This is a genomic window from Paenibacillus curdlanolyticus YK9 (assembly GCF_000179615.1).
GTDB classification, from domain to species: Bacteria; Bacillota; Bacilli; order Paenibacillales; family Paenibacillaceae; genus Paenibacillus_T; species Paenibacillus_T curdlanolyticus.
Window position 1 is genome coordinate 172,343 of the sequence record NZ_AEDD01000002.1, and the last position, 15,438, is coordinate 187,780.

The window sequence follows — 15,438 nt, forward strand, 5'->3', positions numbered from 1 at the left end:
TATGTTCATCGTCGACAAAGAACGTTATGACAAAAGCATGCTGGCGCAAAGGCACGAGGAGCTGGCCAAGCTTCCTCATTTCTCAGCTCCGGAGACGAAGCTGTATGCGATCTGTTTCACGCACCCGTTCGATGTACTCAGTACGGTCCTATACTTACGCGAGCGCGGGGGCTCCGTGCTGCTGCTTCATGGGGAAACGCCGTTCGAAGCGGCGCTATCGCTAGCGAATCGTGCTGGCTGTAACGTTCTGCTCCATACGAATTGGCGGGAGGCTGTGGTCGTGAGCAAGCCGCAATATGTTGGCGAGCCGTCCTTATGCCAGTTCAGCTCCGGAACGACGGGCGAACCCAAATTAATTGCGAGACCGTGGCGCGAGGTAGAGCGGGAAATCGAATCGTATAACCTCCGGCTTCAGGCAACGCCCGATGAGCAGCCGATTATTCTCGTACCGGTATCGCATTCGTTCGGACTCGTTGCCGGCACGCTTACCGCGCTTGCCAGAGGCGTTGAGCCGATCATCGTCGCGGACAAAAACCCGAAATTTGCGCTTCATTTGTTGAAAGCTGCCGGACCTTCGATTTTGTACGCGGTGCCGTTTTTGCTGCATCTTATCCAAACGCTTGGCCGAAAGGAGCTTCGCCTCCATAAGCTCATAAGCTCCGGCGCTCCAATGAGCGAAGCTTTGCTTCACCGTCTGCAAGCTTGCACCGAGCAGGTTTGGCAGCAATACGGTTGTACCGAGGCCGGCTGCATCTCGCTCGGATCGGATCCGTCTTCGCCTTATGATGTTGGGCAGGTGCTCCCGCATTTGCAAATCGCGCTGCACGAAACCGCTTTAGCGGAAGGTTCGGCGGCGAAGGAAATCGTCGTATCCACTGGCGATAAATTGATCCATACGCAGGACCTCGGCATGCTGAACCCGCAAGGCAGAATCCAAGTTTTCGGTCGAATGGATGACTTGATTAATGTCTCGGGACTTAAAGTGCTGCCATCCGAAGTAGAAGCAGTCATCGAACGACTATCCGGCGTGTCGGAGGTTGTCGTCTGTAAGGCGCGGCATCCGGTATGGGGCGAGTCGATTCGAGCGCTTGTCGTTGCCTCGGAGGGGGTAGGGAAAGAAGAAATTAAAGCGTGGTGTTTGCTGCATTTGCCGCCGTTTAAAGTACCGAGCATCATCGATTTGGTTACATCCATTCCTCGGCTGCCGTCAGGCAAAATAAGCCGAAAATTTATCCAAGAACAGGAGATATCGTCATGAGCATGGAGAGAGAGCAGAATATCGCTAAACTGAGAGAAGTTATCGTTGAGAATATGAATATTCAAGTGCCTGAGCAATTGAAGGAGTCGGATCGCCTCTATCATGATCTGAACATCGACTCGATTATGGTGCTGCAGCTCGTCGTCGATCTGGAGGACGCTTTTGAGGTTTCGGTACCGGAAGAGAATCTGGACCAAGCGGTCTTCGAAACGGTCGGGACGCTGATTTCCTTCATTGAATCGCTAGTTAGCGCGAAGGTGGGTTAAGCATGGTCACCGATCCAAGGCTTCCTTCTCTAAGACAAGCTGTCGCTGAATTGTTGGGAAGATCCGATCTATCCCAAACGCTGGACGAGAACGAATCGCTGCAAAGCTTAGGTCTCGACTCTGTAAAGCTAATTAATCTCGTTATTATGATAGAAAAGCAATATGCGGTCATGTTCGATGATAGCGAGCTGCTCAATGAAAACTTCGATACGCTGAATAAGATTATGGCGAAAATCGATGAAAAGGCCGGTGCTCGGGCGTGAGCCTTTTACGAATCGGCTGCGTCGGCGGGCATTCAGGCCGGCTTAATGAACGCGCCATTGACGATCAGTGGGTTCGATACCTGGGCGAGCATACGGAGCTTGTTCCCATTCCGCCATTAAGCTTTGTTAAATTGTTCGGCGGGCGCGTCGATCGATGGCTGGAGCGGTTTCCAGAATCGCTGGACAAGCTCGCGGCATCTTTGCAAGAGCTTGCTGAGCGGCATCAAGTGAATACCTTTTATATGAATCTGCCATTTCTGATTCCTTATCTGCTCATGGCTCGTTCCTATGCGGGGCTCGATATCGGGTTTCTGTTCATTACTCATTCCGTTGGATCGCCGTTCTGGCTGAGGCAATGGCTTGCGGTTGCGCCATGGCTGACAGAGCGAGACGTGTTGCTGGCAAGCACGCCATCAAGTCGAGAAGCGCTCCTGCAAATTTCTGACCGTTACCAAATGGCAAGCTTGATTCCGTTATGCATTGAGCAACTTGCTAGCGAAACGACCGAGGCTGCGAGAGCAAGCCGAACGGGCCGCAAGCTTCTCTCGATTGGTCGGTTGGAAGATGTGAAAAATATCGATGTCCTACTTGAATGTTTTGCCAGCATTCGCGAACATGCGCCTCATGCAGAGCTGCACATTGCAGGCGAATATACGGGCCACTCATCGGAACAGATTGAGCGGTATCGGGAGAAGCTAAAGCGCTTGATGGAGAAGCACGAGCTGCAAGACAGCGTAATCTTCCATGGTCCGGTCGAGGGCGAAGCCAAAATCGAGCTGTTTCGAACATCCGACCTGCTTATTAATCTATCGACTGATCCCGGTGAAACGTTCGGATTTAACTTGCTGGAAGCCAAAGCATGGGGAATTCCGGTCGTCTGCACGAATTGGAATGGTTTCCGGGATATTGTGGAGGACGGTGTCGACGGCTTGCTCGTGGATGTCAGCTGGGACGAAGACGACAGCATGCCGCAGATCGATAACGATCTAGTCATTCATCATACGCTGCGATTGCTGAACCATTCGATTGAGCGGAACGTTTTATCTGCTAATGCCATTAAGGCAGCCGAACGTTACGACTACAAACGTATCGTTCCAGAAATCGTTCAAGCGCTTGAGCATGCATCCAAACAGCTTGTTTACCCCATCCGCGATGCTAAAGCTTTAGCCATGACCCCGGTAAACGAATTAAGGGAGATTTACCGAAACGAGAATCTTCATCATTTATTATGCATGCTAGAGAAACCGGTTTCCATCGCTTCCGGGCCGATTGATACCCCGATGCAGGAATGGATGCCGCAGGCCAAAGCGATCATTGCTCATTTTGCAGGGAGGTGCAGTCATGCAAAGCATTAAATTATTTATGCGCCTAACCTCTTACATTAACGTCAATTGGAAGCTGACGAGCTTGGCTTACCTATGCACCATACTGGCGTTAACGTTAAATTTGGCGCAGCCGTTTATTTTCTCGTATCTCATTGACGAGGTGTTGATTGCAGGGCATCAAGAGAAGCTAGTTTTCTTGCTCACGTTATTCGGAAGCTTCGCGCTCGGCTCGGTTGTGCTATCGATCATTCGCACCGGCCTATTCCGTTACCTCGGCATTCGCCACATGCTGGATTTAAGAGATGTGCTGCTGGCTCATATTCGCAGAATCCCGCTGACGGAGATTGAGAAGCACGGAGTAGGCAAGTATTCCGCGCTGCTTGGCTGGGATACAGCCTCGATGGGCAATTTCCTCAACCATATCGTTGTTGAAATGGTTACGCAGTGGTTTACAATGCTGTTCGCGATTTCGATGATCTTCTATATGGACGCGCGCCTCGGGTGGATTACGGTTGCCAGCATCCCTGTGCTGTTGGCGATTCCGCGAATTTTCGTCAAACCGATGAAAAAATATGCGGACGGCGTACGCTCCCACAATGAAGAGGTAGGCACCTATCTGTATGAAAGCATCGAGGGCTCCAAGGAAATCCGAGCATATGGCTTGGAAGGCTGGGAACGCAAAAAAAACCAATCGATGTACAAAGATTTGGTGGCGGTAAGCACCAAAGAGACGTTGTTTCGCATGTTCTCGGGCCAAACGGGCACGCTCGCATTTAGCTTCATTCTCATCGCGGTATATAGCATGGGAAGCAAGCAGGTTCTAGCGGGTACCTTGTCGGTCGGCATGCTCGTAGCAGCTGTTCAATACCTCAACAACGCACTGCAGCCGATTCAAGTGATGAACAATTTCTTCGGCGAAATGCAGCAAAGCGAAGTCGCCATGAAACGAATCGAGCAATTCCTCGAATCGCCGGTCGAGCAAGCTGCGCAGCAGAAGAACAAGGCGGTTAGCATTCCTTTCCCTGGAGAGAGCGCAGAGGTATCGTGCAAGCAGGTCCATGTTTCTTATGAAGGCACGCAAATATTGAGAGACATCGATATTACGGTTCGGAAAGGGCAAGTGGCCGCATTCGTCGGTCCAAGCGGCTCGGGCAAATCGACGTTGTTTAAAACGCTTGCCGGATTCATGGAAGCAGAGGCAGGCGATATTCGCATCCGCAATCTGCCGATGAACCAGATGAGCCGCAGCGATTTAACCGCGCATATGGCTATCCTCTCGCAAGACAGCTATTTGTTCTCTGGTACGTTATACGAGAATATCGCCATCGGGCGCTTAGATGCTACCGAGGACGAGATCAAAGAGGCGGCGCGCTTAGCGAGCCTGCAATCGTTGCTCGATACGCTGCCTAACGGGCTGCAAACGGTCGTGGATCATCAAGGGTTCCAGTTATCCGGCGGACAACGCCAGCGATTTGCCATCGCGCGCGCGCTGCTGAAGCGTCCAGACATTCTTATTTTGGATGAACCGACCTCTGCGCTTGACCGTGAGACGGAGGAGCAGGTTATGGTTCAAATCAAACAAGCGATGAAGGGCAAAACGCTGCTGATTTCCACGCATCGGCTCGATATCATCCGCAATGCCGACATCATCTATGTGATGGATCAGGGAACCGTGCTTGATTGCGGAACGCATGAGGAGCTTGTCGGACGATGCCGGAAATATGCAGCATTGGTCGCTGGCCAAGAGCAAGAAGAGCTGCTGGAGAAAATCGGATGAAGCATGAGTCCCTCTTGCAGTTTTTCAAACGTACCGCTCGTGATGACCGAGGCATTTATTATGAAAGCGGCGAACCAGCGGTAACGCATTGGATGTCCTACGCTCAGATGGCGGAAGCTGCAGAGCAAATTGCAAATAAGCTGAAGCATCATAAACCGCGTTCCCGCATGATGGCGGCGATCTGGATGGAGCAAACGCCGGCTTGCTTTATCGCCTTTATGGCTACCGTGTTTGCGGGCGGCATACCGATTCCGATTCATGCCTATTACAAGAAGCATGAGGTTGAACCGATCCTTAGCCGTTTAAAGCCAGATTTTTTGCTGACATCGGCATCACGGAGCGCCGAATTTTTGGGAGAGAAAGGCGAGGGGCTTTCATCAGGACTGGCAGATGGTCCCTTGCTTGTTGATGGGGAAACGGGAGACTCGCTCGGAACGGAGCAGGCACATGTGCAATCAAGCTTAGATGCCGAGAACGGCTTCCAAGCGCCGCCGGATACCGCTGTCATCTTTCTATCGTCCGGCTCTACGGGCGTCCCGAAGGGGATTATGCTGAGCCATCGCAACCTTATATCCAATGTTGATGCAATACAAGGCTATTTGAAACTGACGCCCGAGGATCGGGTGCTGATCGCCAAATCATTCGGGTACAGCTCTACCATTACGGGAGAATGGCTGCTCGCATTGGAGGCGGGCGCCACGATCAATCTCACGCAGGGCATTTTTCATCCGCTGCAGCTCGTTCGGTTGATTCGAGATTACAAAACGACGTTTCTCTGTACGGTCCCATCGGTGCTCGTTCCGCTGTTGAAGACCAATCGCTGGGACCCGGAAGCGCTCCGAAGCTTGCGACAGCTGATCGTCGTTGGCGGACCGGTGTCGCCTGAGCATCTTGTCAGCTTGCAGAAGCTGCTGCCATGGACATCGATCATGCCTTGCTATGGCCAGACCGAAGCGTCACCGCGGGTGACGTACTTGCCCGCACATCGGCTTGCCGATAAGCCGCAATCTGTGGGCATTGCAGTGGATGGCGTTGAAATTAGCATTTATTCCAATGGCATTCGGGCAGAAATCGGCGTGATCGGCGAGGTTGTCGTTAAGGGCCCTAACGTTATGCTTGGCTATTGGGACGACCCGGCCGCCACTTCAGCCGTCTTGTCCGAACATGGATTATGTACGTCCGATATGGGTTATCTCGACGAGGAAGGCTTCCTCTTTATTGCCGGGCGTAAGGATAATGCGTTAAATGTAGGCGGACATACGTTTTTTGCGGAAGCGGTAGAAAAACAGCTGTCTGAGCATTCGCTTGTACAAGAAGCGGCAGTGGCGGGCATTACCGATTCCGTGTGGGGGCAGCGGCTTGTTGCCGTCATCGTAGCGGATCTGTCTTGCATGGATGCAGAGCAGGCGAGAAGCGAATTGTTCGCGTTTTGCCAGACGCAGCTGACCTCCGTACAACGGCCCAAAGCGATCTACATTGCCGAGCAGCTGCCCAAGACGACAACGGGAAAGCTTGACCGCAAAGCATTGCAATCCATCGTTAAGGAGTGGGAATATGCAGCAAACAACAGCACACGAGCTTGAAGCAAAAGTGAAGAGTATTCTTGCTGATATTTTAAAATGCCAGGCCGCCACGATTGAGGCAGACGCTAATCTGACGACTGATCTTGGAATGGATTCGATCCAGTTTCTCGACATGTTGGCGAATCTGGAGGAGCAATTCGGCTTTGAGCTTGATGTTGACGATATGCATCCTGACCGCTTCCAATCCGCGCAAGCGATCATTCGCTTTATTCAAGGGAGAGCAACGGCATGATTTCGTCGCCACCTTCCGTAGAGGAAAAGCTGCAAGGCCTCGTGCAAGAGCTTGTTCAGCATTATCCCTATTACCAGGCACTCGACAGGGAGTCGCTGCCGTTTCACGAGCTGCCGCTTATCGATAAACGCATGATTAATGAGAACCGCGAGCAATTCACGCGAGCGATGTCGGAACCAACGGTTGAATCGTTCACTTCAGGAAGCACAGGCATTCCATTTCGCTGCATCAAAACGGTAAAGGAGCAGGCGGAGCTGTCAATGGCTATCCAGCGGCAGCGCCTAAAGTGGGGGCTGCCGATGCGATACCGTTCGGTGCTGCTTGGCAACTCGCTTTATGCTGAGCCGCGCATGGTTTCCTCCTTTGCCTATCAAATCGAGCGAAATGCACCGCATATGATCCAAGGACGCTGCTCTGCGCTTTACTTGGTCGCCTGCTATATGGCCGAGAAGGGGCTCAACGTGCCGGACAGCCTGCGATTCGTTCAAAATTGGGGAGAGCTCATTCAACCCGTGCAGCGCCAAAAAATCGAAGAGGTATTCGGTGTTCCTCTGCTCGATTATTACGGCATGGAAGAGCTTTGGCTCATTGCCTTCACGAACAAGGACAAGCAGCTCCAAATCAACGAGCAAAGCGTGTATATGGAGGTGCTGGATCCGCTTACGGGCCAGCCGCTGCCAGAGGGCGAAGCGGGAGACTTAGTCGTAACTTCCTTCGTGATGAAAAGCACGCCATTCGTGCGGTACCGGACGGGAGATTTGGGCCGGCTGAAGCGTGATGCCGAGAACAACCTGATCTTGGAGCTATTGCCGTTCCGCGGCTCCCAAATCATTTTGCCCGATCGATCCGTATCGCCTTCGATCTTCCGTTACCTGGATCAGTTCTATAAGCAGCTGGCTGAAGATTCCGGGATGAAGCAGTTCCAGATGGTGCAGGAAACGTATACGACATTCCGATTGCGCATCGTGGCCGATGAGGTGCAAGACGAGGTGCTGCATGATGCGGCGCTTAAATTGGAAACGCTTCTTAAGCAGTGCCTGCTTACCGATCAGGCGAGCATCGTGATCGAACGCGTCGCAGCGATACCGCCGCATCCGGTCAGCGGGAAATTCCAGCCTTTTGTCAGCATGGTGTCTTAGACGAGGGAGCGAAAGGGGAAAACGGGTATGAAAAAAAGGGTAGCCCCTGACGAAATCATAAAGCTGGCGGCAATGGAATGCGCCGCTTCTTGCATCACGACGGCTCTAAATTTGTTCGGCTGCGATTACCGTTATTTTTTGCTCGGTTATTGGAATTTAACGTATTACGCCGGGACGCTAATGTCAGGCAAGCATGTTCGCCAGCTTGATCTCGAATCGGTTTTCGGCATTCAAAAAACGCTCCATGCAGGATCGGCAGTGAGCCTTCGGGAGTCCTTGGATGAACAGTCGATCGTGCTTATGCTGTGCCATGCGTCCAAGCTTGATTTTTTCCCAAGAAACGAGCTGTCGCTTGAAGCCGAAGGCTTCCAGCATTATATATTGATCTACGGCTATGACGCTGTGTCCAAGCAGTACCTGATCATTGATCCGATTGCCGATTATATCGGCGGGATGACGGAGGAGGCATTATACGCGAGCAGCGTCCGTGAAGATCTGCGGTACTATCGCTTGGTTTTCCCGACGGATAGGCAGCAACCGGATCATCTGGCAATCATTCGGATGGAAACGGAGCGTAATTTGTCCTGTTATACGTTGGATGAAGCAAATGCCGAAGGCAATGCAATCGATCAATTCAGCATCGATTTGACAGCCATGGCGGAGCGTCCCGTAGACGAGCGCAATGCGTGGATCGACCGGAACAACATTTCGATCTCTTCGGTCATTAAGAGCAGAGGCTTGATCGGCGAAATTTATCGCTCGTTTCATTTGTTGGAGGAGGAAGACTTGCGTCATTATGCCAGCTCGATCGACCAGATCATCAAGCTATGGACGACAGTCAATTTCCTGCTCATCAAATTTAAACGCAACCCTGCGCAGGCGGGACTAACCGATTCGATACGCCAACGGCTTGAAGCGGTGAAAGCATTAGAGAAAGCGTTTCTCGATTTCCTGCATCTGAAGGGGCGTGAACGGATTGAAGTATAACCTGTGTACGATTTCCTTTCGCCATCAGCTTGTCTCGTTACGCGAGTTAGTTGTTTTTGCGAATAAAACGGGTTATACCGGAATCGAGCTATGGGGCGTGCATGCCCGCTCGCTCATTCGCCATGATCCAATCGGATTAGCCCGATTGGTGCCGGAGATGCAGCGTCTTCAGATTGAAGTGGGCATGATTAGCGATTATCTTGACCTGCTGACGCCTGAAGGCTTCGAAGAGCAGGAAGCCAAGTGGAAGGAGCTGCTTAGCTTAGCCCGCTTGTTCCAAACGAACAAGCTGCGGATTTTTGCCGGCAACCGGGCAAGCGAATCGGCGTCGAGGGAGGAATGGGAGCGCTGCATGAAGCGGCTTCGCGATTTGGCGGATATGTCGTCAGCGTACGGCATCTACCTGATCGTCGAAACACATCCGATGACCTACGCCGATTGTTTGCCATCCGTCCTTAAGCTGTTGGAAGATACCGATCATCCGTATATTCGGCTGAATCTCGATTTTCTTCATATGTGGGAAGCAGACTGCTCGCCAGAGGAGGCTTATCGAAAGCTTAAGCCTTGGGTTCACCATTTTCATTTCAAAAATGTCCGCGACCGCGATAGCCTGAGCGTGTTCGCTCCGGATAATGTCTATTCGCCAAGCGGACATCGGCAAGGAATCGTCTCCTTAAGTGAAGGCGCGCTTTCCTTCTCAGAGATCGTGAAGCTGCTGGAGCTGGACCAGACGCCATTTTCCGCTTCGATTGAGTGGTTCGGGGACGATCCTTACCATCAGTTGAAGGAAGAAATGCGTTGGCTTAGGCAGGTAGAGGATGAAATCGGAAAGACCGTGACGCGAATCGGTTAAGCTGCGCTGAATGAAACGAACAACCCCGTACTCCGGCCAGACCGGAGGCGGGGTTTCTGTTTGATCTGAATAAACAAATGCGTATCGGAACAAACTTCATTTGTTAAATTCAGGGGATAGAGAAGAGAGGGAAAGTTAAGCATGGAACACCATGTGCTGCAAGCCATAGCTAGACTAGCTAGGACTTACACGGGACCGGAAGAAGCGACAAGCGTCATGGAAAGAGCGAGTAAATCGCGTTTTGTTTTATTGGGTGAAGCATCGCATGGCACATCTGAATTTTATACCGATCGTGTTGCATGGTCCAAGCAGCTCATTACCGATCACAAGTTTCGGTTTATTGCGGTTGAGGGAGATTGGCCTTCTTGTTACACCTTGAACCGGTATGTCAAAGGCTATTCCAATACAGGGGATGACGTGCGCGACGCCTTGCAGGATTTTGTCCGTTGGCCGTCCTGGATGTGGGCAAATCGCGAGATTGCCGAATTGGCGCAATGGCTTCGAAGCTATAATGCCGACAAGGCGGATGCAGAGAAGGTCGGATTTTATGGCCTGGATATGTACAGCCTGTGGGAATCATTGGATGAGATTATGAAGTATCTCGAATCGAAGCCGGGTTCAGATTTGGAAGCTGCCAAACGAGCTTTTGAGTGCTTTGAGCCGCATGGCAGAGATGAGCAGCGATATGGCGTATCCGCATCCTTGTATGGTGAAGGCTGCCACGGGGAGGTTGTGGATTTGCTTCGCACGCTCCAAAACAAGTGGAAGGAAGTAGGGCAGGATGATCGGGAGAAAGCGCTGAGCGCAGAAATGAATGCACTCGCCGTGCAGGGGGCCGAGGCTTATTATAGCACAATGATCCGGCATGATGCGGAGTCTTGGAACATTCGAGATCGCCATATGGTCGAAGCGTTAGCGAAGCTGATGGCGTTTCACGGCAATGAGGCTCGCGCCATTGTTTGGGAGCACAATACGCATATCGGCGATGCCCGATGGACGGATATGGCGGAAGAAGGCATGGTGAATGTAGGTCAGCTGCTGCGCGAGAAATATAATGAAGAGGTTTTTGCAATCGGTTATGGCACGTACCAAGGCACCGTCGTAGCCGGAAGATCATGGGGAGCGCCGCTGTCCGAAATGAAGGTTCCTAAAGCGATTTCGAACAGCTGGGAGGAGCTCCTTCATCGGTCAGGAGCCGAGGATAAGATTCTTTTATTCGATAAGCGCGCGAAGGAGCTAGATGAAGTCACACTCGGCCACCGGGCGATCGGCGTCGTCTATCATCCGGAACGCGAACGAGGCAATTATGTGCCAACCGTTATTTCGAAGCGATATGATGCGTTTATTTACTTTGATCAGACGCATGCATTGACACCTTTGTCTAAAATGGTCGTACACCCTTAGTGCTTATATCGAATGAAACAAGCTAGCACCTGTTCGGTGCTAGCTTGCTTTGCGCTCCCAAGAAACTACGGCATGCTCACGAGGAACGGCTTCACCGTATTCGCAAGATTGTAGCCGCTCGAAGCATCCCAGTTTACCGACCACGTCATCGCACCGCGGAAGTCCGGATACTTGGCAACTGGCTTATACGAGCCGCAGTTCGTTCCCGTTGCCAAGCAGCCGAGCGCTTGGTTGACTACTTGAGGGCTTACATAACCGCCGCCAGCCGCAGACGTGGTAGCCGGAACGCCAATGCCCAATTGCGATGGCGCAACCCATTGCAGCGTCAGATCGGACAGGGCAGTCAGGAAGTCGACCGTTCCTTGGGAATAGCATTTGCCGTCGCGGCCGAGCATACAGCCGGAGTTGTAGTATTGGACATTGATGACCGACGTAATGTCTTTCAAATTGTTATAGAGCTGCATGTAAGCTGAGCTTTGGCTTTGCATGTCGATCGTCTGCGGCGCCATCGTCAGGATGAAGCTGGAGCCGACCTTTTGCTGGAGCTGGCGTACGGCGGATGTGACGTTCGCGACATTCAAGCCGTTTTCCAGATCGATGTCGATGCCGTCAAAGCCGAATTGCGTGATCAGGCCATACATGCTGTTGACGAAGTTATTGACGTTCGGCGAGGCGCTGCCGAGGTTCACATTGCCTTTTTCGCCGCCGATCGATAAAATGACTTTCTTGCCTTGCGCATGCTTCTGGCTAATGTCGCTAATCAGATTAGCGTTCGTGTAGCCGCCAAGCGCGGCAGACAAGCCGGAGTCAACGTTGAAGGTAACGCCGCCCGGATTGTTCACATCCATATCGGCGAACGATACGACGATAATATCGTATTGGCTCGGAACTGCGCTAAGTCTGAGGTTCGTCGCGCCGTTCACGAAGTTTTGCCAGTAGCCGGTCAGCGTATGCTTCGGAAGGACGCCGCCGCCCGGATCGGTCGGCCCGGTCGTCACGGACAATGCGGAGCTTGCTGCGGATTGGTTGCCCGCTGCATCCTTGGCTTTAACGGTGAAGGAGTAAGTGGTTGAAGCGGACAGGCCGCTCACGACTGCCGTAGTGCCAGAAACGGATGCGGCAAGCGTGGAGCCTCTGTACACATCATAGCTCGTTACGCCGACATTGTCTGTCGAAGCATTCCATGCTAAGGATACGCTGGTAGAAGTAGTAGAGGTCGAATGAAGGTTCGTTGGCGCGGAAGGGGCGGTTACATCGGTTGAAGTGAGTGTCGTTGCAGATACCGCAGCGCTTGCTGCAGATTGGTTGCCTGCTGCGTCTTTCGCTTTAACGGTAAACGAGTAAGAGGTGTTGGCGCTCAGGCCAGTGTTGGTGAAGGCAAGCGTTCCGCTCGCCGTGCTGCCTACGAGCGTCGAACCGCGGTACACATCATAGCCGGTAACCGCGACGTTGTCCGTCGATGCATTCCATGCGAGTGCAATGCTGGATGAAGTCGTTGCGGTGACGCGCAAGTTCGTCGGCACGCTTGGAGGCGTCACGTCGCCGCCGCCAGCTACAGGTCCCCATAGCGCGGGTACAACTGGCGGTTCCCAGCCAACCAGCGACGTATGGCTTTGAATACATTTGTACGTCGTGCCGCTGTACGTGACGGTGTCGTTCACAGCATAGGAGACATTGGGCGCCCAAGCGCCCCGATCGGCGGCAGATGCCGCGGCTGGAATGAATACGAGCACGAGTGCGATGGATAGTACGAGCGTTAATAAGGTGCGTGTGATGCGTAAATCTTGAATAGCTTTCAACATAAACTCCTCCTGTCTTCATTTGGAATTATGCTTGCGGTTATATTATCAAATGGTAAAGACTAGCTCTCAAGAGGAAAAATATCTCATTCGGGGATACAATTTATTCATCTAGTGACGCGCTGGATTTACTGGACTTTCATGCGGAGCAGAGGGATCGTGGCAATCGGTTGGAGAACGAAGTAAGATGGAAGTAAGCCATTACAAAGCATAGGAACAAACCCTATCGGACAGCAGCAAAGGAGCTATTCTTTCATGAAAATAAATGTTCAAAACCGAAACGTAATGATCACAGGCGCTGGTGCTGGCATCGGGAGACAATTAGCGCTCGCATACGCAAAGCATGGCGCAAATGTCATACTCGTCGATAAGCAAGAGGAGGCGTTGCGCCAGACCGTCCAGCTTATTCAGCATGCAGGTGTGGAGCCCTTATGGCGGGTTGTAGATCTGAGTGATGCGAACGCGATTGCGGCCTGCTTCGTCTGGTTGGAGTCAACAGTCGGGCATCTGGATATTTTGATCAATAACGCGGGGTTCGGTATTACGAAATCGCTTTTTGACCTGACGATTGAGGAATGGGACAGCGTGCTGAATACGAATCTGCGGGGAACGTTTCTATGCGCGCGAGAAGCAGCCAAGCTTATGAAGAAAGCTGGCGCTGGCGCCATTGTCAACTTGGCTTCGACGCGTGCGCTCATGTCAGAGCCTGACACGGAAGCTTACGCCGCTTCCAAAGGCGGGATTGTTGCGCTTACGCATGCCATGGCTGTTTCGCTTGGTCCAGACCGGATTCGCGTGAACGCGATTAGCCCGGGATGGATCGAGACGGGGGATTACGAGCAATTGAGAGAGATTGACCATCGCCAGCATCCTGCCCAGCGTGTAGGCAAGCCGGATGATATCGTACGCGCGTGCTTCTATTTGACCGACCCGGACAATGATTTCGTGACAGGGACGAATCTGGTCGTTGATGGAGGCATGACTAGTAAGATGATTTATGAGGAGTAGAGAATTAATGCGATTGAATTTCGATTATGAGCAAAAGTAGCAAATGCCCACGGTCAACAAGAGTGCGTTGGAAACGGCGCGCCTTTGACATTTTTTATATATTCCTTGACAGGAATATTCCTTATGAGGTATATTCAATTCAACAAGAAAACAGCAATGCGTCGAAGGAGCTGAAGCGAATAAGGGAAACGAGTACATAACGGGGTGAGCGGCATGCCAGAGAACAATTCGGGCAAGGAAGTGACGACGCTAGGCGCATTAGCTGAGCCTAATCGTATGGCAATCGTCGAGCTCTTGCGTGATGGGCCTCTGACCGTGGGGGAAATCGCCGACCGGTTACAGCTGCGCCAGCCACAAGCCTCGAAGCATTTGAAGGTGCTTAGCGAAAGCGGGATTTTGGAAGTGAAGGCGGATGCCAATCGACGGATTTACAAGCTTCGGCTCGAACCGTTTCAAGCGCTGGATAGTTGGCTTAGCTCATTTCGGAAGCTGATGGAAGAAAGATTCGACAATTTGGAGGAATACTTAAGGGAACTGCAAAACAAGGACAAATAAACCAATCATTCATTCAATGAGGAGGAATTACAATGTCAAATCAAGCGATGGTATCAAGAGTAGAAAATGAAAATGTGCTGGTGCTGGAGCGCGTATTCGATGCGCCTCGCGAGCTCGTATTCCAAATGTTCAAGGAGCCTGAGCATCTTAAACGCTGGTGGGGACCGAGAGGCTGGGAGCTTCCTGTATGCACTGTCGATTTTCGTCCGGGCGGCGTATGGCATTATTGTATGAAGTGTGTAGATAAGAGCCATGGCGATTTCTACGGCATGGAGTCTTGGGGCAAAGGAATCTATAGGGAGATTGCCGAACCGGATATGTTCAGCTACACCGATTATTTCTCGGATGCGGAAGGGAGCCAAAATCCGGAAATGCCGTCTACCGATGTTACGCTAACCTTTATTGAGGAAGGCGGCAAAACCAGACTGGTCAACCGTGGCGTGTATGTCTCGGCAGAGGCGCTCAAAACCGTTATGGACATGGGCATGCTGCAAGGCATTACCGAAACGTGGGACCGTCTGGAAGAGCGCTTAAACGAAGTCAAGTAGCTGCATGACAGGCATGATCATAGCTATTATCTAAACAATAGGGAGTGTTTATCATGATTAATCAAATTGGCCAAATTATGCTGTATGTGAATGACCAAGACTTAGCAAAACGATTTTGGACGGAGAAGGCCGGGTTTGTCGTCGTTTCGGAAGAGGACAACGGCCAAGGATTCCGTTATATTGAGATTGCCCCAGTAAAGGGTGCGCAAACGACCTTCGTTCTGCACAACAAACAATTCATTGCGCAGATGCAGCCGGAGCTTAACCTCGGAACGCCATCGATCATGCTGTTCACTGACGAGCTTGATAGCCTGTATCAATCGTTCAAGGAAAAAGACATCACGGTCGGAGATCTGGTCAGCATTCCTGGCGGGCGCGTGTTCAACTTTGCCGACGATGAGAACAACTACTTTGCGGTAATGGAAAAGAAGTAATCGCATT

Annotated in this window: 16 protein-coding genes; 15 read left to right on the top strand and 1 reads right to left on the bottom strand. The window is 51.8% G+C overall.

Features of this window, described 5'->3' with window-relative positions; all coding sequences use genetic code 11:
- Nucleotide 1 precedes the first annotated feature (1 nt).
- The 11 genes from PAECUDRAFT_RS04135 (at nucleotide 2) to PAECUDRAFT_RS04185 (ending at nucleotide 11,087) form a co-directional block, all read left to right on the top strand.
- A complete protein-coding gene (locus PAECUDRAFT_RS04135; RefSeq protein WP_006036850.1) occupies nucleotides 2-1,258 on the top strand; it encodes an AMP-binding protein in 1,257 nt (418 codons plus the stop codon).
- Nucleotides 1,255-1,524, top strand: coding sequence for a phosphopantetheine-binding protein (locus PAECUDRAFT_RS04140; RefSeq protein ID WP_006036851.1), 270 nt, complete (start codon nucleotides 1,255-1,257; stop codon nucleotides 1,522-1,524). The genes PAECUDRAFT_RS04135 and PAECUDRAFT_RS04140 overlap by 4 nt, the downstream gene beginning before the upstream one ends.
- Before the next feature lie 2 nt (nucleotides 1,525-1,526).
- Nucleotides 1,527-1,787 carry an acyl carrier protein gene (locus tag PAECUDRAFT_RS04145; protein WP_006036852.1) on the top strand — a complete coding sequence of 87 codons (261 nt, stop codon included), beginning with the start codon at nucleotides 1,527-1,529 and terminating at the stop codon, nucleotides 1,785-1,787.
- Complete coding sequence (locus tag PAECUDRAFT_RS04150; protein ID WP_006036853.1) at nucleotides 1,784-3,142, top strand: glycosyltransferase; 1,359 nt, start codon at nucleotides 1,784-1,786, stop codon at nucleotides 3,140-3,142. The genes PAECUDRAFT_RS04145 and PAECUDRAFT_RS04150 overlap by 4 nt, the downstream gene beginning before the upstream one ends.
- Nucleotides 3,129-4,889: an ABC transporter ATP-binding protein gene (locus PAECUDRAFT_RS04155; RefSeq protein WP_006036854.1), complete on the top strand. Its 1,761-nt coding sequence runs from the start codon at nucleotides 3,129-3,131 to the stop codon at nucleotides 4,887-4,889. Before PAECUDRAFT_RS04150 ends, PAECUDRAFT_RS04155 begins: the two co-directional genes overlap by 14 nt.
- Nucleotides 4,886-6,472 carry a class I adenylate-forming enzyme family protein gene (locus PAECUDRAFT_RS24425; RefSeq protein ID WP_006036855.1) on the top strand — a complete coding sequence of 529 codons (1,587 nt, stop codon included), beginning with the start codon at nucleotides 4,886-4,888 and terminating at the stop codon, nucleotides 6,470-6,472. Before PAECUDRAFT_RS04155 ends, PAECUDRAFT_RS24425 begins: the two co-directional genes overlap by 4 nt.
- The gene (locus PAECUDRAFT_RS04165) at nucleotides 6,444-6,704 is read left to right on the top strand and encodes an acyl carrier protein (RefSeq protein ID WP_006036856.1); all 261 of its coding nucleotides are present in this window, start codon (nucleotides 6,444-6,446) and stop codon (nucleotides 6,702-6,704) included. The genes PAECUDRAFT_RS24425 and PAECUDRAFT_RS04165 overlap by 29 nt, the downstream gene beginning before the upstream one ends.
- Nucleotides 6,701-7,843 (top strand): AMP-binding protein, encoded by a 1,143-nt coding sequence (locus PAECUDRAFT_RS04170; RefSeq protein WP_006036857.1) that lies wholly within the window; start codon nucleotides 6,701-6,703, stop codon nucleotides 7,841-7,843. Before PAECUDRAFT_RS04165 ends, PAECUDRAFT_RS04170 begins: the two co-directional genes overlap by 4 nt.
- 27 nt (nucleotides 7,844-7,870) lie before the next feature.
- Complete coding sequence (locus PAECUDRAFT_RS04175; protein WP_006036858.1) at nucleotides 7,871-8,830, top strand: hypothetical protein; 960 nt, start codon at nucleotides 7,871-7,873, stop codon at nucleotides 8,828-8,830.
- Nucleotides 8,820-9,683 carry a sugar phosphate isomerase/epimerase family protein gene (locus tag PAECUDRAFT_RS04180; RefSeq protein ID WP_006036859.1) on the top strand — a complete coding sequence of 288 codons (864 nt, stop codon included), beginning with the start codon at nucleotides 8,820-8,822 and terminating at the stop codon, nucleotides 9,681-9,683. Before PAECUDRAFT_RS04175 ends, PAECUDRAFT_RS04180 begins: the two co-directional genes overlap by 11 nt.
- A 141-nt stretch (nucleotides 9,684-9,824) precedes the next feature.
- Nucleotides 9,825-11,087 carry an erythromycin esterase family protein gene (locus PAECUDRAFT_RS04185; protein ID WP_006036860.1) on the top strand — a complete coding sequence of 421 codons (1,263 nt, stop codon included), beginning with the start codon at nucleotides 9,825-9,827 and terminating at the stop codon, nucleotides 11,085-11,087.
- Nucleotides 11,088-11,152: 65 nt separating this feature from the next.
- Here the strand turns inward: PAECUDRAFT_RS04185 and PAECUDRAFT_RS04190 are convergent, their stop codons facing one another.
- On the bottom strand, nucleotides 11,153-12,889 hold the full coding sequence (locus PAECUDRAFT_RS04190; protein ID WP_006036861.1) for a fibronectin type III domain-containing protein: 1,737 nt from the start codon (nucleotides 12,887-12,889) through the stop codon (nucleotides 11,153-11,155).
- Between the two features lie 252 nt (nucleotides 12,890-13,141).
- On the opposite strand from PAECUDRAFT_RS04190, the gene PAECUDRAFT_RS04195 reads away from it, so the two are divergent.
- From PAECUDRAFT_RS04195 to PAECUDRAFT_RS04210, 4 genes are all read left to right on the top strand, one after another.
- The gene (locus tag PAECUDRAFT_RS04195) at nucleotides 13,142-13,894 is read left to right on the top strand and encodes an SDR family NAD(P)-dependent oxidoreductase (RefSeq protein WP_006036862.1); all 753 of its coding nucleotides are present in this window, start codon (nucleotides 13,142-13,144) and stop codon (nucleotides 13,892-13,894) included.
- Nucleotides 13,895-14,107: 213 nt separating this feature from the next.
- The gene (locus PAECUDRAFT_RS04200) at nucleotides 14,108-14,449 is read left to right on the top strand and encodes an ArsR/SmtB family transcription factor (protein WP_040711618.1); all 342 of its coding nucleotides are present in this window, start codon (nucleotides 14,108-14,110) and stop codon (nucleotides 14,447-14,449) included.
- Nucleotides 14,450-14,481: 32 nt separating this feature from the next.
- Nucleotides 14,482-14,997, top strand: a complete 516-nt coding sequence (locus PAECUDRAFT_RS04205) for an SRPBCC domain-containing protein (protein WP_006036864.1) — start codon at nucleotides 14,482-14,484, stop codon at nucleotides 14,995-14,997.
- 53 nt (nucleotides 14,998-15,050) lie between these two features.
- A complete protein-coding gene (locus PAECUDRAFT_RS04210) occupies nucleotides 15,051-15,431 on the top strand; it encodes a VOC family protein (RefSeq protein ID WP_006036865.1) in 381 nt (126 codons plus the stop codon).
- Nucleotides 15,432-15,438: the final 7 nt, after the last annotated feature.

Excerpts from the sequence above, each read along its gene's own strand:
- PAECUDRAFT_RS04135 (WP_006036850.1), top strand. The coding sequence starts at position 2 with ATGTTCATCGTCGACAAAGAACGTTATGACAAAAGCATGCTGGCGCAA.
- PAECUDRAFT_RS04155 (WP_006036854.1), top strand. The coding sequence starts at position 3,129 with ATGCAAAGCATTAAATTATTTATGCGCCTAACCTCTTACATTAACGTC.
- PAECUDRAFT_RS04210 (WP_006036865.1), top strand. The coding sequence starts at position 15,051 with ATGATTAATCAAATTGGCCAAATTATGCTGTATGTGAATGACCAAGAC.
- PAECUDRAFT_RS04170 (WP_006036857.1), top strand. The coding sequence starts at position 6,701 with ATGATTTCGTCGCCACCTTCCGTAGAGGAAAAGCTGCAAGGCCTCGTG.
- PAECUDRAFT_RS04185 (WP_006036860.1), top strand. The coding sequence starts at position 9,825 with ATGGAACACCATGTGCTGCAAGCCATAGCTAGACTAGCTAGGACTTAC.
- PAECUDRAFT_RS04190 (WP_006036861.1), bottom strand. The coding sequence starts at position 12,889 with ATGTTGAAAGCTATTCAAGATTTACGCATCACACGCACCTTATTAACG.
- PAECUDRAFT_RS04205 (WP_006036864.1), top strand. The coding sequence starts at position 14,482 with ATGTCAAATCAAGCGATGGTATCAAGAGTAGAAAATGAAAATGTGCTG.
- PAECUDRAFT_RS04175 (WP_006036858.1), top strand. The coding sequence starts at position 7,871 with ATGAAAAAAAGGGTAGCCCCTGACGAAATCATAAAGCTGGCGGCAATG.
- PAECUDRAFT_RS04140 (WP_006036851.1), top strand. The coding sequence starts at position 1,255 with ATGAGCATGGAGAGAGAGCAGAATATCGCTAAACTGAGAGAAGTTATC.
- PAECUDRAFT_RS04145 (WP_006036852.1), top strand. The coding sequence starts at position 1,527 with ATGGTCACCGATCCAAGGCTTCCTTCTCTAAGACAAGCTGTCGCTGAA.
- PAECUDRAFT_RS04200 (WP_040711618.1), top strand. The coding sequence starts at position 14,108 with ATGCCAGAGAACAATTCGGGCAAGGAAGTGACGACGCTAGGCGCATTA.
- PAECUDRAFT_RS04165 (WP_006036856.1), top strand. The coding sequence starts at position 6,444 with ATGCAGCAAACAACAGCACACGAGCTTGAAGCAAAAGTGAAGAGTATT.
- PAECUDRAFT_RS04195 (WP_006036862.1), top strand. The coding sequence starts at position 13,142 with ATGAAAATAAATGTTCAAAACCGAAACGTAATGATCACAGGCGCTGGT.
- PAECUDRAFT_RS24425 (WP_006036855.1), top strand. The coding sequence starts at position 4,886 with ATGAAGCATGAGTCCCTCTTGCAGTTTTTCAAACGTACCGCTCGTGAT.